The 18,704-nt window shown below is 57.9% G+C and carries 16 protein-coding genes; 4 read left to right on the forward strand and 12 right to left on the reverse strand.

All coding sequences use genetic code 11. The annotated features are described in order from the left end of the window. Positions 1-32 precede the first annotated feature (32 nt). The 9 genes from BFL40_RS31390 to BFL40_RS31430 form a co-directional block, all read right to left on the reverse strand. Complete coding sequence (locus tag BFL40_RS31390; RefSeq protein WP_071487583.1) at positions 33-1,004, reverse strand: fimbrial protein; 972 nt, start codon at positions 1,002-1,004, stop codon at positions 33-35. 126 nt (positions 1,005-1,130) lie between these two features. Continuing rightward, the gene (locus tag BFL40_RS31395; protein ID WP_071487584.1) at positions 1,131-1,679 is read right to left on the reverse strand and encodes a fimbrial protein; all 549 of its coding nucleotides are present in this window, start codon (positions 1,677-1,679) and stop codon (positions 1,131-1,133) included. An 11-nt stretch (positions 1,680-1,690) separates the two neighbouring features. After that, a complete protein-coding gene (locus BFL40_RS31400) occupies positions 1,691-2,170 on the reverse strand; it encodes a fimbrial protein (protein WP_071487585.1) in 480 nt (159 codons plus the stop codon). Between the two features lie 13 nt (positions 2,171-2,183). Continuing rightward, entirely contained in the window at positions 2,184-2,678 is a 495-nt protein-coding gene (locus BFL40_RS31405) for a fimbrial protein (protein ID WP_071487586.1), read from the reverse strand. A gap of 10 nt (positions 2,679-2,688) precedes the next feature. After that, positions 2,689-3,270, reverse strand: coding sequence for a fimbrial protein (locus BFL40_RS31410; protein ID WP_071487587.1), 582 nt, complete (start codon positions 3,268-3,270; stop codon positions 2,689-2,691). 21 nt (positions 3,271-3,291) lie between these two features. Then, positions 3,292-4,053, reverse strand: a complete 762-nt coding sequence (locus BFL40_RS31415; RefSeq protein WP_071487588.1) for a fimbria/pilus periplasmic chaperone — start codon at positions 4,051-4,053, stop codon at positions 3,292-3,294. Next, entirely contained in the window at positions 4,050-6,662 is a 2,613-nt protein-coding gene (locus BFL40_RS31420) for a fimbria/pilus outer membrane usher protein (protein ID WP_159440222.1), read from the reverse strand. Before BFL40_RS31420 ends, BFL40_RS31415 begins: the two co-directional genes overlap by 4 nt. A 19-nt stretch (positions 6,663-6,681) precedes the next feature. Then, positions 6,682-7,242, reverse strand: coding sequence for a fimbrial protein (locus BFL40_RS31425; RefSeq protein WP_071487590.1), 561 nt, complete (start codon positions 7,240-7,242; stop codon positions 6,682-6,684). 53 nt (positions 7,243-7,295) lie between these two features. Beyond that, a complete protein-coding gene (locus BFL40_RS31430) occupies positions 7,296-7,805 on the reverse strand; it encodes a fimbrial protein (RefSeq protein ID WP_071487591.1) in 510 nt (169 codons plus the stop codon). Positions 7,806-8,339: 534 nt separating this feature from the next. Here BFL40_RS31430 and BFL40_RS31435 point away from each other — a divergent pair. After that, positions 8,340-8,861 carry a PadR family transcriptional regulator gene (locus BFL40_RS31435; RefSeq protein ID WP_071487592.1) on the forward strand — a complete coding sequence of 174 codons (522 nt, stop codon included), beginning with the start codon at positions 8,340-8,342 and terminating at the stop codon, positions 8,859-8,861. After that, the gene (locus tag BFL40_RS31440) at positions 8,858-9,625 is read left to right on the forward strand and encodes a siderophore-interacting protein (RefSeq protein WP_071487593.1); all 768 of its coding nucleotides are present in this window, start codon (positions 8,858-8,860) and stop codon (positions 9,623-9,625) included. Before BFL40_RS31435 ends, BFL40_RS31440 begins: the two co-directional genes overlap by 4 nt. A 1-nt stretch (position 9,626) precedes the next feature. On the opposite strand, the gene BFL40_RS31445 is transcribed toward BFL40_RS31440, so the two are convergent. Both BFL40_RS31445 and BFL40_RS31450 read right to left on the reverse strand, forming a co-directional pair. Further along, the gene (locus BFL40_RS31445) at positions 9,627-10,250 is read right to left on the reverse strand and encodes a Pr6Pr family membrane protein (RefSeq protein ID WP_071487594.1); all 624 of its coding nucleotides are present in this window, start codon (positions 10,248-10,250) and stop codon (positions 9,627-9,629) included. A gap of 4 nt (positions 10,251-10,254) precedes the next feature. Beyond that, on the reverse strand, positions 10,255-10,488 hold the full coding sequence (locus BFL40_RS31450; protein ID WP_071487595.1) for a VF530 family protein: 234 nt from the start codon (positions 10,486-10,488) through the stop codon (positions 10,255-10,257). Positions 10,489-10,701: 213 nt separating this feature from the next. Here BFL40_RS31450 and BFL40_RS31455 point away from each other — a divergent pair, with 213 nt between their 5' ends. Together BFL40_RS31455 and BFL40_RS31460 are read left to right on the forward strand one after the other, a co-directional pair. Further along, entirely contained in the window at positions 10,702-12,720 is a 2,019-nt protein-coding gene (locus tag BFL40_RS31455) for a TonB-dependent receptor (protein WP_071487596.1), read from the forward strand. Positions 12,721-13,194: 474 nt separating this feature from the next. Beyond that, complete coding sequence (locus BFL40_RS31460) at positions 13,195-15,612, forward strand: glucose/quinate/shikimate family membrane-bound PQQ-dependent dehydrogenase (protein WP_071487597.1); 2,418 nt, start codon at positions 13,195-13,197, stop codon at positions 15,610-15,612. Between the two features lie 65 nt (positions 15,613-15,677). On the opposite strand, the gene BFL40_RS31465 is transcribed toward BFL40_RS31460, so the two are convergent. Continuing rightward, a complete protein-coding gene (locus BFL40_RS31465; RefSeq protein WP_071487598.1) occupies positions 15,678-18,014 on the reverse strand; it encodes a putative bifunctional diguanylate cyclase/phosphodiesterase in 2,337 nt (778 codons plus the stop codon). Between the last annotated feature and the right edge of the window lie 690 nt (positions 18,015-18,704).

The following is an 18,704-nucleotide window of genomic DNA, read 5'->3' on the forward strand; positions in this document are numbered from 1 at the left end:
ACGATCAAAATCAGAGTTTGAGGCCGCACAGGTCACGGCACACCCATCACGAGTACACCGCTCCCGCTTACGGCCCCGGCGGCAGGTAGAGACCCCGCTCGCCGAACGAGAGCAAACGTCACATCGTCACCTCCAACACTGTTGGTAATGCGGGTCAGGAATGAACCGCCAACTTGAACCGCAGCCCCTGCCCGCACAAGCGCCGTGCCCACGTCGGGATTGCTCATCATCAGGAGACGTGTGTCGAACGGCGATGGGCTGCCTTTGTAGGTAATGGTTATCGGTGTGGTAATCCCTCCATCCGGGCATGAGTAGGTGAGTCTGCGGTCGCTGCGGATAGTTGTTGTCAGCGGATCGGTGCCGATTGCCCTCTGGTGTACGTTGCCAAAGTTTATGTCGATCGGGTTGTTATTGTTGATCGTGCACGTTGACGGGGAAATGGAGAAGTTGTTGGCGGCGGTATACGTCAGGGCAAGCGCTGCGCTGCCGGAATTATAATTGTTGGTTTGGTCGAGATTTAACCCTCCGAGGACATCCCCTACTCGAATGTCGATAGGGTTCGTCGGATCGTTGCGTACCAAAATATAGGGTGTTACATCGACCGCGACGCCTACGCCGTTGTTAGGCATGGTCGTCATCCGAATACCATTTTGAACCGGAGTATTGTAGTAGCTTCCGCTTATTCGTAAGCCGGTGCCTTCGCGGGTGAACTTTGGACCGGGCACCCAGGCGGGGCCGACTCTTGCCGATGTTGCCCAGTAGTCCGTATACCAAGGCTGACTGCCACCAAAGCCGGAGAACCGGCACTCTAACCTCACCCCTTCGAGCAGGATACGGGTTCTGTCCGAACCCAGTTGGACGGTGACGGGGACTTGCAGGTTCAGCGTCCCGCCTGCACCTACAAATACCCACGGTCCACCATTCACACGGCAATCGGTTGCTCTCGCGGTCGTACTACTGACAATCAGGACGAGAAGCACAATAGCTCCATATAGTCGTTTCATTTTGATCTCTCGATGCTCCCCACCCAGGCGCCACCCACCGAATATTGAGTTCGTGCTTTAAAGCCGCCCAGAAGAGATTTGAAGTTTGTCCGAGGCCACTTTCAGCCTATGAATAACGGTTCATCGCTATGGATAGTCCAGCGTAAAAGTAGAGGTGACCGTGAACGTGCCATGCCCTATGGTTTGATCCTTGATGGCATTCGGCTCACCCTGCACATAGGCTTTGAGCTCAATTACATTGCTGCCATCACTCAACACTTGTTCATCGCTGACAGCATTCAAAGGCAATGGCTTGTTGCTCAGCGTCTCGATACCGACCCCAATACCTGAGGCACCACTTCCACCATCCAGCGAAAACAATCCGGGTAGCGCCACGTTTTCTGTGCCGCCGAATGTGATGGTGACCGTATTGCCGATGGTGGTGTCACAGTCCTCCAGGTGCAGTTTGAATCCCCTACCCTGTGTACGCGTGTTGATGTAGAGGTGCTTGCTGGTAACGTCCCAGAGTTCCAGAGTGATGGCCTCGTCGCCAGGGCGGATGGTGCAGGCTTCTTCAACCAGGTTGCCCTTAAATCTCAGGTTGTCCGCCGCATGCCCCTTGGGCACCAGGCCGAAGGTCAGCAGTAATGTCAGCCCGGCATATGGCCAACCCTTATGAACCATTTGATGTCGCATAGACTTGACTCCTACTCGTATTCAGCCAACAGCGTGGCCACCGCCGTAAACCTTGCGGGGGCCAGAACTGCGCCTAGCTGCTTGACGGGTACAACTTCCAATGTCGGAGGCGACGACAGGGTGATGTCCAGTGGCGTATTGAGTGGAAACGGCACGTTATTCTGAAAAATCCGAATACCCAACGCAGGCACACTGGTCTGCACTGCTGAGCCATCAAAACTCGTGGGTGTACCGTTGATACTCAACTTCAGCTCCCACGGAAGCGTGGCAGGGCCACAGCTAATGGTGTAGCCGACCCCTCGGCGGTATTTCACACCATCGACTCGCTTGACCCCGACATCGCCAAAGTCGACTTCTATCGTGTTTCCCGCATCAATCGTGCAGGGGGGAGGCTCGTTCAGCGTTCCGCTGAACGTCAAGTTGGCCGACGCACCGCTGCAAAGACTGATGGAACACAGGGCGAGCAACGCTCGCTGCTGCCAACATGTCATTGATCGTTCCTCTTCATTGATATTCGACTACGAGGGTTGCGGCGGCATCAAATGCGCCTCCCGTCAGGCTGCTGCCCACACGTTTGACAGGCACCGCCTGCACGACTGGAAAGTTTGGATGAGTAAAATTCACGGCCGTATTCAGAGGCCAATCAGCGCCATTCACGAACAGCTTTACCCCAAGGTCCGGTTTGCGGGTCAACAGCACGTTTTGATCAAACGACGCCCCCGTGCCCTTGAGTTCCAGTGTCATCGCGTTGTTGAAGGGGGAATCACACCTGACGGTATAAGGCACACCTCGACGATAATTAACCCCGTCAACCCGTGATGTCAGAAGGTCATTCCCGAAGGGCACATCAAGCGTGCTCCCGCTGTTAATCACACACGGCGGAGGCGCGATGATTACGGCCCGGATGGTCAAATTGGTCTCGGCCAGCACACCGTGGCTGACCGCCCACAGTAGGCCGCCACCGAGAAACATAGCCCGAGAGCCGGTTGACTTAGCCATTGTTCTGCCCTCACTCATAATTGAGCCTGAAATCCACCACGGCCCGAAATGCCCCGCTGGTCAAAGGAGCGGAGGTACGCGTGGGTTGAACATTCCAGGTCTGGGTGCTGCCGCCCAACGGTAAAAACAAAGGTTCGCCCCTTGAGCCCAGCTGTACGTCCCGGCCCAGGGCATCGGTCAAGCGCAGGCCCATCCCGGTGATGCCTTGCACTTTGACCAGCCGTGGATCCTCGGCATCGGCGGGCGCAGAAAACGCGACCGACAGCACGGGTTGATAGGCACTCCATGCCAGGTTCCCCGTACGCTCACTGCGGATGTTGCCAGCGGTGCGGTGGCAATCCGTAAAACGCAGCTGAAATGCCACAGCGGTTGCCTGATCGCCGGGCCGTTGCAATTGGCTGGTCGACACGGCTCCCAGGTCAATCGTTTGATGCAGCGATGTCATCTCCAGACTGCAAGGGGTTTCATGCATGGACCCGCTAATGTTCAGCATCCCAACCATGCCTTCAATGTCATCATCCTCCTGAGCGTGCGCGCCCCCTACCAAGGCCAGCCACAGGCAGCCCAAGACCCTCACATTGCGCAATTTCATGACGTTCTCCGGCAGTAGGCACTACTCATTAGGCAGTGATACTTGCAAGTTCACTTTGCAAGCAGTGCCACTGCAGGTGAACGCCATCAGCGGGCGTCCGCCGTAATCATTCACATAGGCCAAATGGGGGGTTGTACCGAGTGTTTTGGCCGTCGGGCCCAAGGTCAGCGAGCCTTTGGGTGGGACCATCAGTGGCTCAAAACCCGGCACGGTTTTGCCGTCCTTGCTGCTGCGCGCATCCACCAGGGTTACGTAGTAAGGCGTAGGATTGTTCACCTGATAATGGTCACCTTGCAGGGTAAGGGTCAGCTTTTCCTGCCAAGGGTTTGACAAGTCCTGTTGACTTGGCGCAATGGCTTGCGGTCGGTAGAACAATTTAATTCGGGTTTGCAACGCAATTTGCAGGGTGTTGGCCTTATCGCTGCGTGGCGGAATTTCTCTCAAGTTGAAGTAGAAGACCGTCTCTCGATCCTGAGGTAACAACTTTGCTGCCGGCAACGCCTGGACTTTCACCTGACTTTGTTTCCCTGGCTCCAATCGTTGAACCGGCGGTAGCACGATCAAGGGCGTGGTGATTTTGTTACCCGCTTCATCCTCAATCCAACCTTGAGCCAAATACGGTAACTGGGTGTTGTTATTGGTGATGTTCACGCTGGTTGCATCTTTGCCGCCATCAAAAATCACGCGGGTACGATCCAGGCCAACAGCGGCGTTAGCGCTTTGGCTAAAGCCTAGAATCAGCAGTGCAAATGCCTGCGGTATGAAGCGTGTGTTCAGCATCATGAGGCTGTGCTCTCCATTTCGGTATGCTTGCCGGTCAGCGCGGCTGGTTCGGGCAAAGATGGGGCAACGGCTACCATTTGGCAGCGCAGTTGCAGGGCATTGGTCAAACCATCAAATGGCAAAATGACAGGGAGCGTAAGAATGCAGCGCTCGACACCTCCCCAACTGACGGTCATCTGCTCGCCGGCCTGAATACCGCTCAGGTAAACATTGCCGCCGTCATTCACAATCCCGGTGTCCTGCTGTTTTATGTTCTTCACCATCGCGCCGAAGGGCGGTGAAGTGCCGTCGGGCAGGCGCAGAACCGCCATGGCCTTCTCACCGGCAATCACGTCCAGCGAGCGGTATCCAATGGCGCCTTCGGTGAGTGTCAGTTGCGTGACGGATTGAGTGGCTTCGACATTGCTCGGCAAGCTCTCCAGATCAACACTGGCTGCCGTGCGCTGATAGCTGCTGATATCGGAAATGACCGCCTTGCCAAAAATGTTGCTGCGGGTCGGGGTGCCGTAACCCCGCACAGGCACGTCGGACACACCAGCGGTATCAACCATCAAGCGGGTTCCGCCCGTACCATTGTTACGATGCAGTGCAGCACCGTAAGGTGTGAGCGTGCCACCACCGCGAGCAGACAGACTGAGGCTGTTGTAATTGCCTTCTTGCTTGCTGGCACTGACGTTAATGTCGGCCTGCTCACCCACATGACTCAGGTAGCCACTCGCGGAACTGTTGCTTGCACTGAGCTGGTAGCTATTACGCTCATCGATGCGATCACTGTAGCGCGTCGAAAAACGGTTATCGCCTGCGGCTCTATTAGCATCCAGTGACAGTGTGCCGGTGCGCCCCAACGGCAGACTGACCGTCAGCGCCACTCCGTTATCTTTATAGCTGTACTCCAAAGTACGGTACAGATTCAGGGACAGGCTCATGTTTTTGACGGTGCCTAACTTGAAGTAACGCGACGCAGACACGTTCCAACGCTGAGTGTCCGGCCGTCCCCAATAAGTTTGTTTGTTGTAACTGGCGTAGACGGTCGCCCCCACATCACGAAACTGCTTATTAACGGTCACCGTATAAAGCGCCTTGCTATCACCAATCGGTATCGGGCTATCAGGGTACTCACCGTATTGGTCGTATACCTCCCGCCTACGGCGCTCGCCATTCAACCCATAATGACGAGCATCCAAGTACTCGCTCATGCTCAAAAAGTTTTTCTCGGAAAACCGATAACCGGCGAAGGTCACTTGGCTGTCGTACTGTTCAAAGTTCTTGGAATATTGAAGGCGGTACGATTTACCGGAGAGCGTGTCGTTCCACACATTGGCTTGAGACTGCGTGACATCCAACGAGATGGCGCCGAACGCCAGCAAGTCTCGCCCCACCCCAGCGGAGAGCGCTCGATAGTTGTTATCGCTGATTCCGCCGCCAAACAGAGACCAGCCATTGCTGATCCCCCAAGAGAACTCCCCAGTACCGAAAAAGTCGCCTTCAGCGCCATATTGAAGATTGGACGGCCGTCCAGCCGCCAGTTTGTAACGAACACGTCCAGGGCGCGTCAGGTAGGGAACGCCTGCCGTATCGACTTGGAACGCATGAATCGAACCATCCTGCTCTTCCACCCGTACATCGAGCCTGCCAGTCACCGCGTCATTCAGGTCTTGAATGCGAAAAGGTCCCGCCGCGACCAGGGTTTCATACAGCACACGTCCCTGTTGGCTAATGATGACCTTCGCATTAGTCTTGGCCACTCCGATGACTTCCGGCGCATAACCCCTTAAGTTGGGTGGCAGTTGGCTTTCATCCGAGTTGAGCGCTGCGCCAGTAAACCGGAAACTGTCAAACAGGTCCGAATACAGGTAGTCCTCTCCCACTACCAAGCGCGCCTGCAGCGCAGGAATTGCGCGATAAGCGTAGTAACGACTCCAGTCCAGCTTTCGCCCCCCGGTCGCCCCCTCGCGCCCTTTCTCAAGATGCCCCTGCCAATCCGCCCTCAGGCGCCAAGCCCCGGCGTTGGCCCCCAGCGTTCCGTTGCCCGTGACGTTATTACGGGCCCCGTCATTCTTTCGGTAGCTGGACAGCGCCGTCAGGTTGTAGTCAATCAGCAGGCCAGGCACTCCCTCATCCCAGCGCGAGGGCGGGTCCCAATTAATGGTGCTGTACTCGAGGTAGGCTTGAGGGAGGCTAATGTTCAGTGTGGAGGTGGCCAGATCTCCACTCACCTCCATACCCGGCAAGCCTTGAATATCCAGGCACTCTCCGCCTCTCCACCACGCCAGTTTGGCCGTGCCGGACGCCTTCAGGCCCAACTGTTCCACGAGAGCCTGCGATAAACAGGCCTGACTGCCTTTGGGATCATCATCGGGGGGATAGAACGCCACCGACTGCTCAGAAATAGGCTGGGTATTTATCTGCACAACCATCGAGTAAGTGCCCGGCAGAATAAACCCGCTGCGCGCAAACTGAGACAAGTCGATATTGGAGCGATCACTCAGATCAAGAACATCGGTATTAAATTCGATATTCCCTGCACCCAATGCAGTTCCCGCCAGTGATATCAGCCCACTAAAGAGGCTTGGGCGCAGCGTATTTTTGACTTTCGACGTATTCAACATGAAAGCAGTCCATCACTGTTCAAAAGTATTCCAACTTGAACCGCACCGCGGCACTGTGAGGCCCAGCTGAGAGCGCCCACCCGTTGCCGACCAAGCGAAGCGTGTAGTGAAGCGTCATGTCGCCATTGACCAGCGGAAGCAGCGCCATCGGTACACCAGGAACACTCTCCTGACCCGCAGCGTCTTCAATATGCAGAGCCACCCCCTGTGAACTGCCAAAGACAGCAAAAGAGCGCCCTTCTCTATCGCTGGGCCCCTCAAACGTCACTCGCAGATGCTCCCAATCAGGCAGGTTTTCGCCTGGGCGTGATGGGTCGGGACGACTCAATGTGCAGTTGACCAAACGCAGCTGGAAGGGATGTGTTTCTCCCCTTGCATTGCGCAACAGCCGACCTATTGGTTGGGGAGTCATCTCAATGGTTTGATCGGCACTGACCGCTTCCAGCCCACAGGCCGAGTCGACGACCTGTCCTCCTAACGTGACCACCCCATCGCCTTGCGCAGGCGCCTGAGCGACAACACAAGGGCTGATGAACATCGTCAATGAAGAGGCAATAGCGAGACTTATGAATGTTTTCACCTTTATCTCCCGCCAGCTTCCCCCCGCCACTCTAAAAATGGCGGGGGCGAAACTTACTGATAAGCCAAGGTGAAATTGGTGACTGCGCTGAAACCACCAGGAACGATTGCCCCCGTTGCCGCGCCTTGTACATAAGCACCGAACTCCAACGTGTTATTACCGGCGGAAAGGGCTTGCGGGGCGGTAGGGACACCCAACTCGATGGGTTTACTGCCATAGGTCACCATGATGCCCACGCCGCCCGCACCACCGATGGTGCCGATCGCACCTGGAACAGCGCTGGAAGGCGCGGCCGTGAAGGTAGTGGTCACGGTGTTATCGGTGAGGCCAGTCAAATCGCAGCCTTCAAGTTCGATAAGCACACGTCGTGCTTCAGACTTGCCTCCACTTTGCAGTTGATGTTTTGCGATCGCTCCCAGGTTAACTGTCTGATCGACGGAGTCAGGCTTGATAGAGCAAGCACCGGAGTGGACCGAACCCAAAAACGTAACCGTTCCATCGGCCGCATGAGCAACGGACATCGAACCTACCAGCAACCCGATAGACAACAGTGCAGTTTTCATTTTGGTTTTCATTTAAAAGTACTCACACATTCATAAATTTCATAAAAAACCCTGACGCGGTAATGCGCAGGACTTATTAAGCAAGCGATGACTGGGTGGTAACTCCTGATGTGGAAAAATTCGAGTCACTGAGTGAAACGTGAAACGATTTTTCCAATTAATTGCATTGCAAATCAGGAACCCGTTCAAAGCCAGGAAATTCTCGCTTTCAAGCTTGAAGATGTAAGCCGGGCGATTCTCTTAATGGCGTAGCTTTGTCACACCTAGACACATAGGAGAATTATGGCAATTTGCCAAAACTTTCAAATTAACCGTAAGAAGAGGATTACATGAGCATTAATGAGAATGTTTTAGTGAAGAATAAGTATGTAAGAAGAGGATGACATGCACAAAAAAATAACAACATTTACTTGGGTATATCAACTAGCGAATAACAGGAGGGAGTGAAGGATGGGAGACCGTCTGTCGGGAGTCCTTGCCTGACCATCAAGATATATCTTACGTTATATCTAGACACACACAGAGGCTCCTACCATGCGAGACCATCCTCACCAGCGTGACGGCTTTGACCCACGCGCCGGCCGCGGTCGCGGCCCCCGGGTATTTGCACCCGGCGATTTGAAATTGTTGCTGCCGGCATTGATCGCCGAACAGCCCTGCCACGGCTATGACCTGATCCGCCAGATCGAAAGCCTGTTCGACGGTGCCTACACCCCCAGCCCAGGCGTGATCTACCCGACCCTGACCTTTCTTGAAGAAAGCGATTTGATCCAGGGCGACGCCGATGGTGGAAAAAAACGCTACACAATCACCGACGCCGGTCGTCTCTTCTTAAGCGAACAACAAGTGGCCTTGGATGGCGTGCGCATGCGCATCGACGTCAGCAAGCGCTCGTTGCGTGGCCAGGACCGCCCGCCACAAATCCACGAGGCGGTGCACAACCTGCGCCATGCCCTGCATTCGCACCACGGGCGCTGGAGCCCGGAAGAAATCGTTCGTGTCGCGGCGCTGCTCAATCGCACCGCTCAAGCCATTGCCGACGGGAAAGACCAATGAATACGCAAGCTATCCACCGCGTTACCCACGAAATCAAACGTCGTCGCCTGGAGGTTTTACGGGTGGTCGATATCACACCGCGCATGCGCCGCATCACCCTGGGTGGTCCTGAGCTGGCGGGGTTTGTCAGCCTGGGCAGTGACGATCACATCAAGCTGCTGTTCCCGCAAAACGCCGCCGAGCAGGCCGCGCTGGAAAGCCCGACGTTCAACATCAAGGGGGATGGTCCGCAACCGGCCATGCGTGACTACACGCCTCGGCGCTTTGACCTGAGTATCGGTGAGTTGGATATCGACTTTGTGCTGCACGGCGATGGCCCAGCGTCCACCTGGGCCGAACAGGTGCAGGTCGGCCAGCACTTGTACATCGGTGGGCCACGGGGCTCGATGATCGTGCCGGATATCTTCGACAGTTACCTGTTGATCGGCGATGAAACCGCCCTGCCCGCCATCGCTCGCCGCCTGGAAGAATTACCGGCGGGGCGCACCGTGTTGGCGGTGATTGAAATCGCCGATGCGGCGGAACGGCAAGTGCTGCAAAGTGCCGCAGATGTGGACGTGATCTGGGTGGTGCGCGGCCAGGATGACCTGCTCCAAACCGTGCAAAAACTGACACTGCCGAACGGCTCGCTGTACACCTTCGTCGCGACCGAAACCAAGCTGTCGCGCCAAGTGCGCCGGGTGCTGCTGGACACGCACCAGGTTAACGAAGAGTTCCTCAAGGCCGTCGGTTACTGGCGCGCCGAGGGCAGTGACGAAGAGTAAGTCAACGTCGGGGCTGGATGACTTTATCCAGCCCCACCACCGCCAACGCAATCAACACAAACCCCGCCAAAAGCCCCCCTGCATTCACAAACACTTGTGGATAACCGAGGGTGTCCACGTCGATAAACGGGTACTGATACTGCCCGAGCAAATGCCCGCGCAGCAGCACATAAGCAAAGTACACCAGCGGGTAGATCACCCAGGCGCCGATGTGTGCCAGACGCAACGTCCCTTTGGGCACACACCGCCACCAATACACGACAAACAGCAGTGGCATGACGTCGTGCAACAACTCGTCAGCGATAAATTGAAAGCCTTCGGGGCTCCACAAATGCCGCAGCAACAGGTTGTAGGCCAGGCTCACCACGATGATGCTCGCCGCAATCCCACTACTGATGTGGGGCGCCAGGAAAAACCGCTTGGCGGCTGACTCCCGATTGACCAGCGCATAGCTCAGCACCACCACCACCAGGGTGTTGGTCAGCACGGTGAAGAAACTGAAGAAGTTGATCAACCCGCCCAGCAGGCTGGCGCCGCTGGACCAGCGCGAATAAAAAATCAGGTATTGCTGAATCGCCAACCCCACCCAACCGGCCAATGCCGCCACCGCGACAAAGCGCTTCATGGGCTCAGTCCTGCGGGCGTTTGGTGCGCATCAGCTTCACATACAAGCCTTCGACTTTCTCCCGTGCCCACGGGGTTTTGCGCAAAAACGTCAGGCTCGACTTGATGCTTGGGTCGCTCTTGAAGCAGCGGATATCAATACGCTCGGCCAGGCCTTCCCATTCGTAATGTTCCACCAGAGTGGTGAGCACGTGTTGCAGGGTCACACCATGGAGCGGGTCGTTGCTTGTCGCGGTCATGCCAGGCCTTTTGCAAAAAGAGGAAACACAGCCGCGCACCTTAGCCGACGGGGCGTAACGGTGGAAGCACCGCATTGAATATAGACCCTGAGAGAAAGTTCCCCTTTTCAGCGAAAAAAGAGATGTTATATTGTAACGATACTTATCAAAAGTAACTGATTCGATACCGTTTTAAGCCTTCTCTTCTTTTGCCGTTTTGCCAAGGAATGTCCGATGTCTCTCTCTTCTCTATGGCGCTTGACCCCGCTTGCCGCCACCCTGCTGATCTGCTCCGAAGCCTACGCCCTTGAGCTGCAACCCCAAGTCATTACCGGCAACCCACTGGGCAGCGAACAGCTGGCTTCGCCCACCACCGTGCTGGAAGGCGATGACCTGACCCTGCAACAAAAAGGCAGCCTCGGCGAAACCCTGAACAAGCAGCCTGGCGTGTCATCTTCATACTTTGGCCCAGGCGCCAGTCGCCCGATCATTCGTGGCCAGGATGGCGACCGTATTCGCATCCTGCGCAACGGTGTGGGCGCGCTGGACGCCTCGGCGCTGTCCTACGACCACGCGGTGCCGCTGGACCCGATCAACGTCGACCGCATTGAAATTGTGCGTGGCCCGGCGGCTCTGTTGTATGGCGGCAGTGCCATCGGCGGCGTGGTCAACACCTTCGACAATCGCATCCCCACCGAGGCCATTGAAGGCATCCACGGGGCCGGTGAATTGCGCTATGGCGGCGCCGACACCACCCGCAGCAGCGCGGGCAAACTGGAAGCCGGCAACGGTACCTTCGCCTTGCACCTGGACGCCAATGCGCGGGAGTTCAACGACCTGAAAATCCCGGGTTATGCGCGCAGCCGCCACGCCCCGGCCACCGAAGACGGCCCTGGCAAAGACGGTCGACTGGGCAACAGCGACGGGCGCCAGGACGGCGGCGCGGTGGGCGGTTCCTACACCTGGGACGACGGTTATGCAGGCTTGTCCTACAGCAACTACGACAGTAATTACGGCTCGCCTGCCGAGCAGGACGTGCGCATCCGCATGAAACAGGATCACTACGCCTTTGCGTCCGAGATCCGCAACCTGCAAGGCCCATTCACCTCGGTAAAACTCGATGCGGGCTACACCGACTACCAGCACCGCGAAATCGAAGGCGGGGAAACCGGCACCGTCTTCAAGAACAAGGGCTATGAAGCGCGTGTCGAAGCTCGCCACCAGCCGATCGGCCCGTTCGATGGCGTGGTCGGTGCACAAGTGAGCCGCAACGAGTTCTCGGCCCTGGGCGAAGAAGCCTTCGTGCCACAGACCGACACCAACGCCGGTGCACTGTTTATTCTCGAAGAAATGCAGGCCACCGAGCGCCTGAAGCTCAGCCTCGGCGGGCGCCTGGAGCACACCAGCATCGACCCGAATGCCAAAGGCAACGCGCGCTTTGCCAAGGCCGACAAGTCCAATGACTTCACGGCAGGCAGCCTGTCGTCGGGCGCGGTCTACACCCTCACGCCGATCTGGTCCTTGGCGGCGACCCTGGGCTACACCGAACGCGCACCGACCTTTTACGAGCTGTATGCCAACGGCGTTCATGTCGCCACCAACACCTACGAGCTGGGCGATGCCAACCTGAAGAAAGAAAAAGCCGTGTCCAGCGACCTGGCCCTGCGCTTTGACAATGGCACCCACAAAGGCAGCTTCGGCGTGTTCTACAGCCGCTTCTCCAATTACATCGGGCTGCTGGGCACTGGTCGCACGTTGAACGATGAAGGCGAAGAAGATGCAGGCGGTCACCCGGAGTACAAATACTCCGGCGTACGTGCCCGTTTTGCAGGCTTCGAAGCCCAGGATCACTGGAAGCTCGGCGAAAGCGCCTACGGCAAATTCGCCCTGGAGCTGTCGGGTGACTACACCCGCGCCACCAACCTGGATACCGGCGAAGCTCTACCGCGCATTGCGCCGCTGCGCTTGAACAGCGGCTTGCTGTGGGAACTGGACCGCTGGCAAGCGCGTATCGATGTAGAACATGCCGCAGGCCAAGGGCGTGTACCGAATAACGAAAGCGGCACCGACGGCTACACCACATTGGGCGCAAGCGCGGGTTATCACTTCAATGTCGGTGGCAGCCAGTGGTTGGCGTTTGTGAATGGTGAAAACCTGACCAACCAGACCGTGCGGTATGCCAGTTCGATCCTGCGCGATATCGCACCGGCGCCGGGGCGTAGTGTGCAGTTTGGGGTGCGCACTACTTTCTAACTGCCAATCGGTTCCCCTGTGGCGAGCGGGCTTACCCCGCGTTGGGCTGCGAAGCAGCCCTAAAAGATCACCGCGCTGTGTCAGACATAGCGCGGTGCCTGAAATAGGGGCAAGCCCGCTCGACACATGGAACCCACTCACACCCGCTTCCAGCAGCGACGTTCTGTCACTGTTACCAAATCCGAAATGATGCATCTTGCGATTTGCGCTTTCTCTTGGCGCGTCTGCGCTTTATCCTTGCCGGCAACAAACTGAAACGTTTCACGCCCCGGTCGACCCTATCTTGCCGATGACTCCTACCTGCAAAGACAGCGCTGTCTCACACCCAACTGCGCCTGAGGATAAATCGCCCGCCTGTGGATAACCCGGTTATCCACAGAAAAACCCAAATAACGCTGAACCAAGCCCGCGCCGAATCGTCATCTACAGTGAAGCACGGGGTTACATAATTCCAACGTCACGGAGAAACACACTATGAGCACTGATGGTGCCTCAAGCCCAAGCCGCCTGCTGCCCAGGCTGCTAGGCGTCTTGCTGCTGATCATGGGCCTGGCCTTGCTGGCCGGCGGCGTCAAGTTGAGCATGCTCGGCGGGTCGCTGTACTACCTGCTGGCCGGTATCGGCATCGCCCTGACCGGCGTCCTGCTGCTGGCCACCCGTCGCGCCGCGCTGGGCCTGTACGCACTGGTGTTGTTCGCCAGTACCGTGTGGGCACTGTGGGAAGTCGGCCTGGATTGGTGGCAGTTGGTGCCACGTCTGGCCCTGCTGTTCGCCTTGGGCATCGTCATGCTGCTCCCGTGGTTTCGCCGTCCGTTGCTGCGTGGCCAACCCGCGCCACTGGGCACCGGCGCGCTGAGCGTGGCCGTAGTGCTGGCGGGTGCTGCCGCTCTGGCCAGCCAATTCACCAACCCCGGTGAAATGGTCAAGACCGGCCAACTGGACCGCGACGCGGTGCCTGGCATGGCCAGCGCTGCACCGACCCAAGCCGATGGCGACTGGAACTCCTACGGCCGTTCGGCTTTCGGCGATCGCTACTCGCCACTGGCGCAGATCACTCCAGAGAACGCCCACAAGCTGGTACCGGCGTGGACTTATCGCACCGGCGACATTCCTGGCCCAGGCGATCCCGGTGAGACCACCGCGGAAAACACCCCGCTGAAAGTCAACGGCATGCTCTATGTGTGCACGCCACACAGCCAAGTCATTGCCCTGGACCCGGACACCGGCAAGGAAATCTGGCGTTTCGACCCGAAGATCAGCACCGAAGGTGCCGCGAACTTCAAAGGTTGGGCGCACATGACCTGCCGTGGCGTGTCGTATCACGATGACGCTGTGTACGCTTCTGCGCAGAGCCCAACCGGCAACGCCAGTGCGGCGCCCGTCAGCGCCGTGTGCCCGAAACGTATCTTCGTACCGACTGCCGACACCCGTCTGATCGCCCTGAACGCCGACACCGGCAAGATGTGCGAAGACTTCGGTGACAAAGGCCAAGTCGACCTGCGTGCCAACATCGGCAGCTTCGCCCCGGGCGGTTACTACTCCACCTCGCCACCGGCCGTGACCAAGAACCTGGTTGTGATCGGCGGTCACGTGACCGACAACGTCTCCACCGACGAGCCAAGCGGCGTGATCCGCGCGTTCGACGTGCACACCGGCAAGCTGGTGTGGAACTGGGACAGCGGCAACCCGGACGACACCACCCCGCTGGCCGAAGGCAAAACCTACACCCGCAACTCGCCGAACATGTGGTCCATGTTCAGCGTCGATGAAAAACTCGGCATGCTGTATCTGCCGATGGGCAACCAGATGCCCGACCAGTACGGCGGCGACCGCACCCCGGCCTCCGAGAAGTACAGCGCCGGCCTGACCGCCCTGGACATCGACAGCGGCCACGTGAAGTGGACCTTCCAGTTCACTCACCATGACCTGTGGGACATGGACGTGGGCGGCCAGCCAAGCCTGATCGATATCAAGACTGCTGACGGCGTCAAGCAAGCGGTCATGGCTTCGACCAAGCAAGGCAGCATCTATGTGCTGGATCGCAGCAATGGCCAGCCGGTCGTGCCGATCAATGAAATTCCGGTTCCGCAGGGTGCAGTAGCTGGCGATCACACCGCCCCTACCCAGCCCAAGTCCGACCTGAACTTCATGCCGCCGCCGTTGAAAGAACGCGACATGTGGGGCGTAACCCCGTTCGACCAACTGATCTGCCGGATCGACTTCAAGTCGATGCGCTACGACGGCCCGTTCACTCCGCCATCGCTGCAAGGCTCGATCGTTTACCCAGGTAACTTCGGCGTGTTCGACTGGGGTGGCATTTCCGTCGACCCGGTACGCCAGATCGCCTTCGTAAACCCGAGCTACATGGCGTTCAAATCCAAGCTGATCCCGGCCGCCGACATTGCCAAACAAGGCCCTCGCGTCAGCGAGACGCAAGGCGTACAGCCGAACAAAGGCGCGCCATACGGCGTGATTCTCGAAGCTCTGCTGTCGCCGATGGGCCTGCCGTGCCAAGCACCGGCGTGGGGCTATGTGGCTGCGGTCGACCTGACCACCCACAAAACCATCTGGATGCACAAGAACGGCACCGTACGTGATAGCTCGCCGGTTCCGGTCCCGCTGACCATGGGCGTGCCTAGCTTGGGCGGTACGTTCACCACCGCCGGTGGCGTGGCGTTCCTCAGCGGTACCCTTGATCAGTACCTGCGTGCGTATGACGTGAAAAACGGCAAGCAACTGTGGGAAGGCCGCCTGCCTGCAGGCGCGCAAACCACCCCGATGACCTACACCGGCAAGGACGGCAAGCAGTACGTGCTGGTCATGGCCGGCGGTCACGGTTCGCTGGGCACCAAGCAGGGTGACTACGTGATGGCGTTTAAACTGCCGGACTAAGCAATACTGGCGGTAAAACAAAGGCGGCTACCTGATGGGTAGCCGCCTTTTTATTTTCCGACTTTTCACAGCGGTACCCGCTCACGTCGCATCCACATCTCAAACGCCATCGCATTCAACGGCCGGCTGATCAAGTACCCCTGGGCCGTGTCGCACTTCCACTTCTTGAGCAATTTCAGGCTGGGCTCGAATTCCACCCCTTCAGCCACCACCTTGAGACCCAGGTTGTGGCTCATTTCGATGGTCGAACGCACGATTACGCCGTCACCGCTGGCGCTGTCGAGGTTGCGTATAAAGGACTGGTCGATCTTTAACTCCTGCACCGGCAAGCGTTGCAGTTGCGCCAACGATGAATAACCGGTGCCGAAGTCATCCACCGACAGGCTGATGCCGCAACCGCGCAGTTGCTCCAGCACGCTGAGCGCCTGCTGCGGGTTGTGCATGATGGCGCTTTCAGTGATCTCGAAAATCAGTTGTTCGGCCGGCACTTTGTATTGCATCAACAAGGCGGTGATGCGAACGGCCAAGTCATCATCGGCCAGGTCGTCTACCGAAATGTTCACTGAGAGCTGAATAAACAACCCGCGCTGCGCCCACTCGGCAAGTTGCCGGATTGCTTCCTCGATCACCCACTGGGTCAGGCCACTCATGCTGCCCGTGCGTTCCGCCAGGGGAATGAATTCGGTGGGTGACACCTGGCCCAAGGTCGGATGCTGCCAACGCAGCAAGGCTTCCGCCTGGCGCACATGGCCGTCATTGAGGTCGAGCTTGGGCTGATAGCACAAGAACAATTCGCCCTCGACGACAGCACGGCGCAAGTCGCGGATCAAGGTGATCTGACGCTGGTGAGCCAGGTCGCGGTCTTGCTGGTAGATCTGCAAATGCCCAGGCAAGGTCGCCGCATCATGCCGAGCAATCGCGGCGCGACTGATCAACTCTTCCACCTGCTGGCCATCGGTGGGATAGGCGGCGATACCGATGCTCACTTCATGGCGCACTTCGTCATTGCCAATACGCTGGGGTTCGGTGAGCAGTCCATAAAGGCGGTCGGCGCGGGCCACCGCTCGGTCGATCTCGGTGTTTTCCAACAACAGCAAGAACTCACTGCCGGCGATACGCGCGGCGGTGTCGCTGGCCAACAGGCACATCGACAAGCACCGGCTGGCTTCACGCAGCATTTCCTCAACACCCTGGGGGCCAAAGCCTTCGTTGATCACCCGATAGTTTTCAATCCCCAGGTACAACAACACCACTGGCCGCTGCGCACTGATCGCACTGCCCAGGCGCTCCATGGCCAGGGCGCGATTGGGCAGGCCGGTGAGTGGGTCATGCAGGGCGTTATGGGCCAGTTGTCGCTCGCGTACGGCGATGCCGCTTTGCATGGCGTTGAAGGCATTGGCCAGCAAACCGAACTCATCGTGGCTGCGCACCCGCACCGGCGTGCGGTAGTCACCGGCGCCAATCCGCTGGGCCGCCTCCACCAAGGCGTTGAGAGGACGTGATACCCGGCGCGCCAGGAACAGCGCACCCGCCAGCGACACCAACAGTACCGCCAGCGCAATGACGAGGAATTGCCGGTCCAACGGCCCAAACGCCTCCAACGCATGGTCCAGCGGGCTTTGCAGCAACACACGCACTTCATCACCCTCACCGGTGTTGGCCAGCGGTAGCACCTGGCTGAGCACGCGTTGCCCGTAGAACTGATTGATCTGTGCTTCAGCGTTGAGGTGCGTGTCGCGCAGCGTAGTGATGATGGCAGCCTGGTAGGCGTCAGGCTGGGTGCTGAACAACGCGCCGACGCGGCCGTCCTGCACGCTGAGGAACGACACCTCAAGGTTGCTCATGGAGCGCAGCTCATCGGCGAACAGCTTGTCCATGGGAAAGCCCATGACCACGCGAGCGATGGGCTGCGGGTCGAGCACTTCATCCTGCACCAGCAAATAGGGCTGCCCGTCCATCGCGACGATCAGCATTTGCAAGCCACTGCGCCGCGCGTGGCGCAAAGCGTCTTCATAGGGAAACGACTGGCCACGAGCAAGCACGGGCAACGTGCTGACGATTACTTTGCCATCCAGGCCCAACACAAATACTTCGCTGGAACGGATGCCGGTGCCATGCCGACGCAGCGCGGCCAGAATCGGTAAAGGTTCGCCCTCGGCCACCGATTGTTTGAATGGACCATCGACGGTGAGCCAGTCCAACCCGTATTGCAGGCGGCGCCCGCGCAGGTCAAGCAAGCGCTCGAACACTTGGATACCGGTGTTGAGTTGGACTTGGGCCTGTTTTTCCACGGCGCTGTTGGTGGCGGCCTTGACGGCGAAGTAGGTGGCGGCCACGACCACCAGCAGCAATAGCGCCAGTACCCCGGCAATGCGGGTTTGGAATGTGTGGCGCCACTTCATTTCCGTGCCCTCTGGCAGCGTTCGCCTCTCTCTGCCACTGCGTCCCTTTGTCATACGCATCCTTGGCGACTACTGACATGGCGTCAAAAAAACATCTATTCTGATTAAATATTTAGTATTAGCAGATTAGCTGGGAGTTTGGATAAGTAAACCCAATAAATACCGGGAACTTCATGTCATTTTATTGGCGAATGCGGGTTTGATTGGGCGGATTGCTGTGTACATATCCGTTGTTTGGGTAACGGCGGCCTAGGGTTTCGCCCTTACGGCGACTCACTTTGGAAAAGCCCCAAAGTAAGCAAAGGGCTCTTGCCCCACCACTCGGCACCTCGCCTAGGCTCGGTGTGCCCGCACTCCGGCACGGCTGCGCGGGTCGCCGCGATGGGCCATCCCTGGCCCAGCGCGGCTAAACCGGCATCCTTGCCGGTTTACCCGCTCCACCGTGCCTACTTGCGGCCAGCGTGGTTTAACGGGGCGCCTAAGATCAAAGTCAAAATCAACAGCACGGCGGCCTGAAAGCCGACCTGAGTGGTGTAGATCAAAAGCGGTAAAACATGTGAGCGAGCAAGCCCTCCCACATTTTTAATCTCCATACATCAGGGATGACTGCAATCTGCCCTGCTTCTGATCTGGCTTTTGCTCCACACCACTCAGGTCGGCTTTCAGGCCGCCGTGCTCTGCTTTTGATTT

Source organism: Pseudomonas costantinii (genome assembly GCF_001870435.1).
GTDB lineage: Bacteria > Pseudomonadota > Gammaproteobacteria > Pseudomonadales > Pseudomonadaceae > Aquipseudomonas > Aquipseudomonas costantinii.

What these genes read in the sequence shown, in the direction of transcription:
- BFL40_RS31460 (WP_071487597.1), top strand. Translation starts at nt 13,195, where the DNA reads ATGAGCACTGATGGTGCCTCAAGCCCAAGCCGCCTGCTGCCCAGGCTG.
- BFL40_RS31390 (WP_071487583.1), bottom strand. Translation starts at nt 1,004, where the DNA reads ATGAAACGACTATATGGAGCTATTGTGCTTCTCGTCCTGATTGTCAGT.
- BFL40_RS31400 (WP_071487585.1), bottom strand. Translation starts at nt 2,170, where the DNA reads ATGACATGTTGGCAGCAGCGAGCGTTGCTCGCCCTGTGTTCCATCAGT.
- BFL40_RS31420 (WP_159440222.1), bottom strand. Translation starts at nt 6,662, where the DNA reads ATGTTGAATACGTCGAAAGTCAAAAATACGCTGCGCCCAAGCCTCTTT.
- BFL40_RS31440 (WP_071487593.1), top strand. Translation starts at nt 8,858, where the DNA reads ATGAATACGCAAGCTATCCACCGCGTTACCCACGAAATCAAACGTCGT.
- BFL40_RS31445 (WP_071487594.1), bottom strand. Translation starts at nt 10,250, where the DNA reads ATGAAGCGCTTTGTCGCGGTGGCGGCATTGGCCGGTTGGGTGGGGTTG.
- BFL40_RS31435 (WP_071487592.1), top strand. Translation starts at nt 8,340, where the DNA reads ATGCGAGACCATCCTCACCAGCGTGACGGCTTTGACCCACGCGCCGGC.
- BFL40_RS31430 (WP_071487591.1), bottom strand. Translation starts at nt 7,805, where the DNA reads ATGAAAACTGCACTGTTGTCTATCGGGTTGCTGGTAGGTTCGATGTCC.
- BFL40_RS31395 (WP_071487584.1), bottom strand. Translation starts at nt 1,679, where the DNA reads ATGCGACATCAAATGGTTCATAAGGGTTGGCCATATGCCGGGCTGACA.
- BFL40_RS31410 (WP_071487587.1), bottom strand. Translation starts at nt 3,270, where the DNA reads ATGAAATTGCGCAATGTGAGGGTCTTGGGCTGCCTGTGGCTGGCCTTG.
- BFL40_RS31455 (WP_071487596.1), top strand. Translation starts at nt 10,702, where the DNA reads ATGTCTCTCTCTTCTCTATGGCGCTTGACCCCGCTTGCCGCCACCCTG.
- BFL40_RS31415 (WP_071487588.1), bottom strand. Translation starts at nt 4,053, where the DNA reads ATGATGCTGAACACACGCTTCATACCGCAGGCATTTGCACTGCTGATT.
- BFL40_RS31450 (WP_071487595.1), bottom strand. Translation starts at nt 10,488, where the DNA reads ATGACCGCGACAAGCAACGACCCGCTCCATGGTGTGACCCTGCAACAC.
- BFL40_RS31405 (WP_071487586.1), bottom strand. Translation starts at nt 2,678, where the DNA reads ATGGCTAAGTCAACCGGCTCTCGGGCTATGTTTCTCGGTGGCGGCCTA.
- BFL40_RS31465 (WP_071487598.1), bottom strand. Translation starts at nt 18,014, where the DNA reads ATGAAGTGGCGCCACACATTCCAAACCCGCATTGCCGGGGTACTGGCG.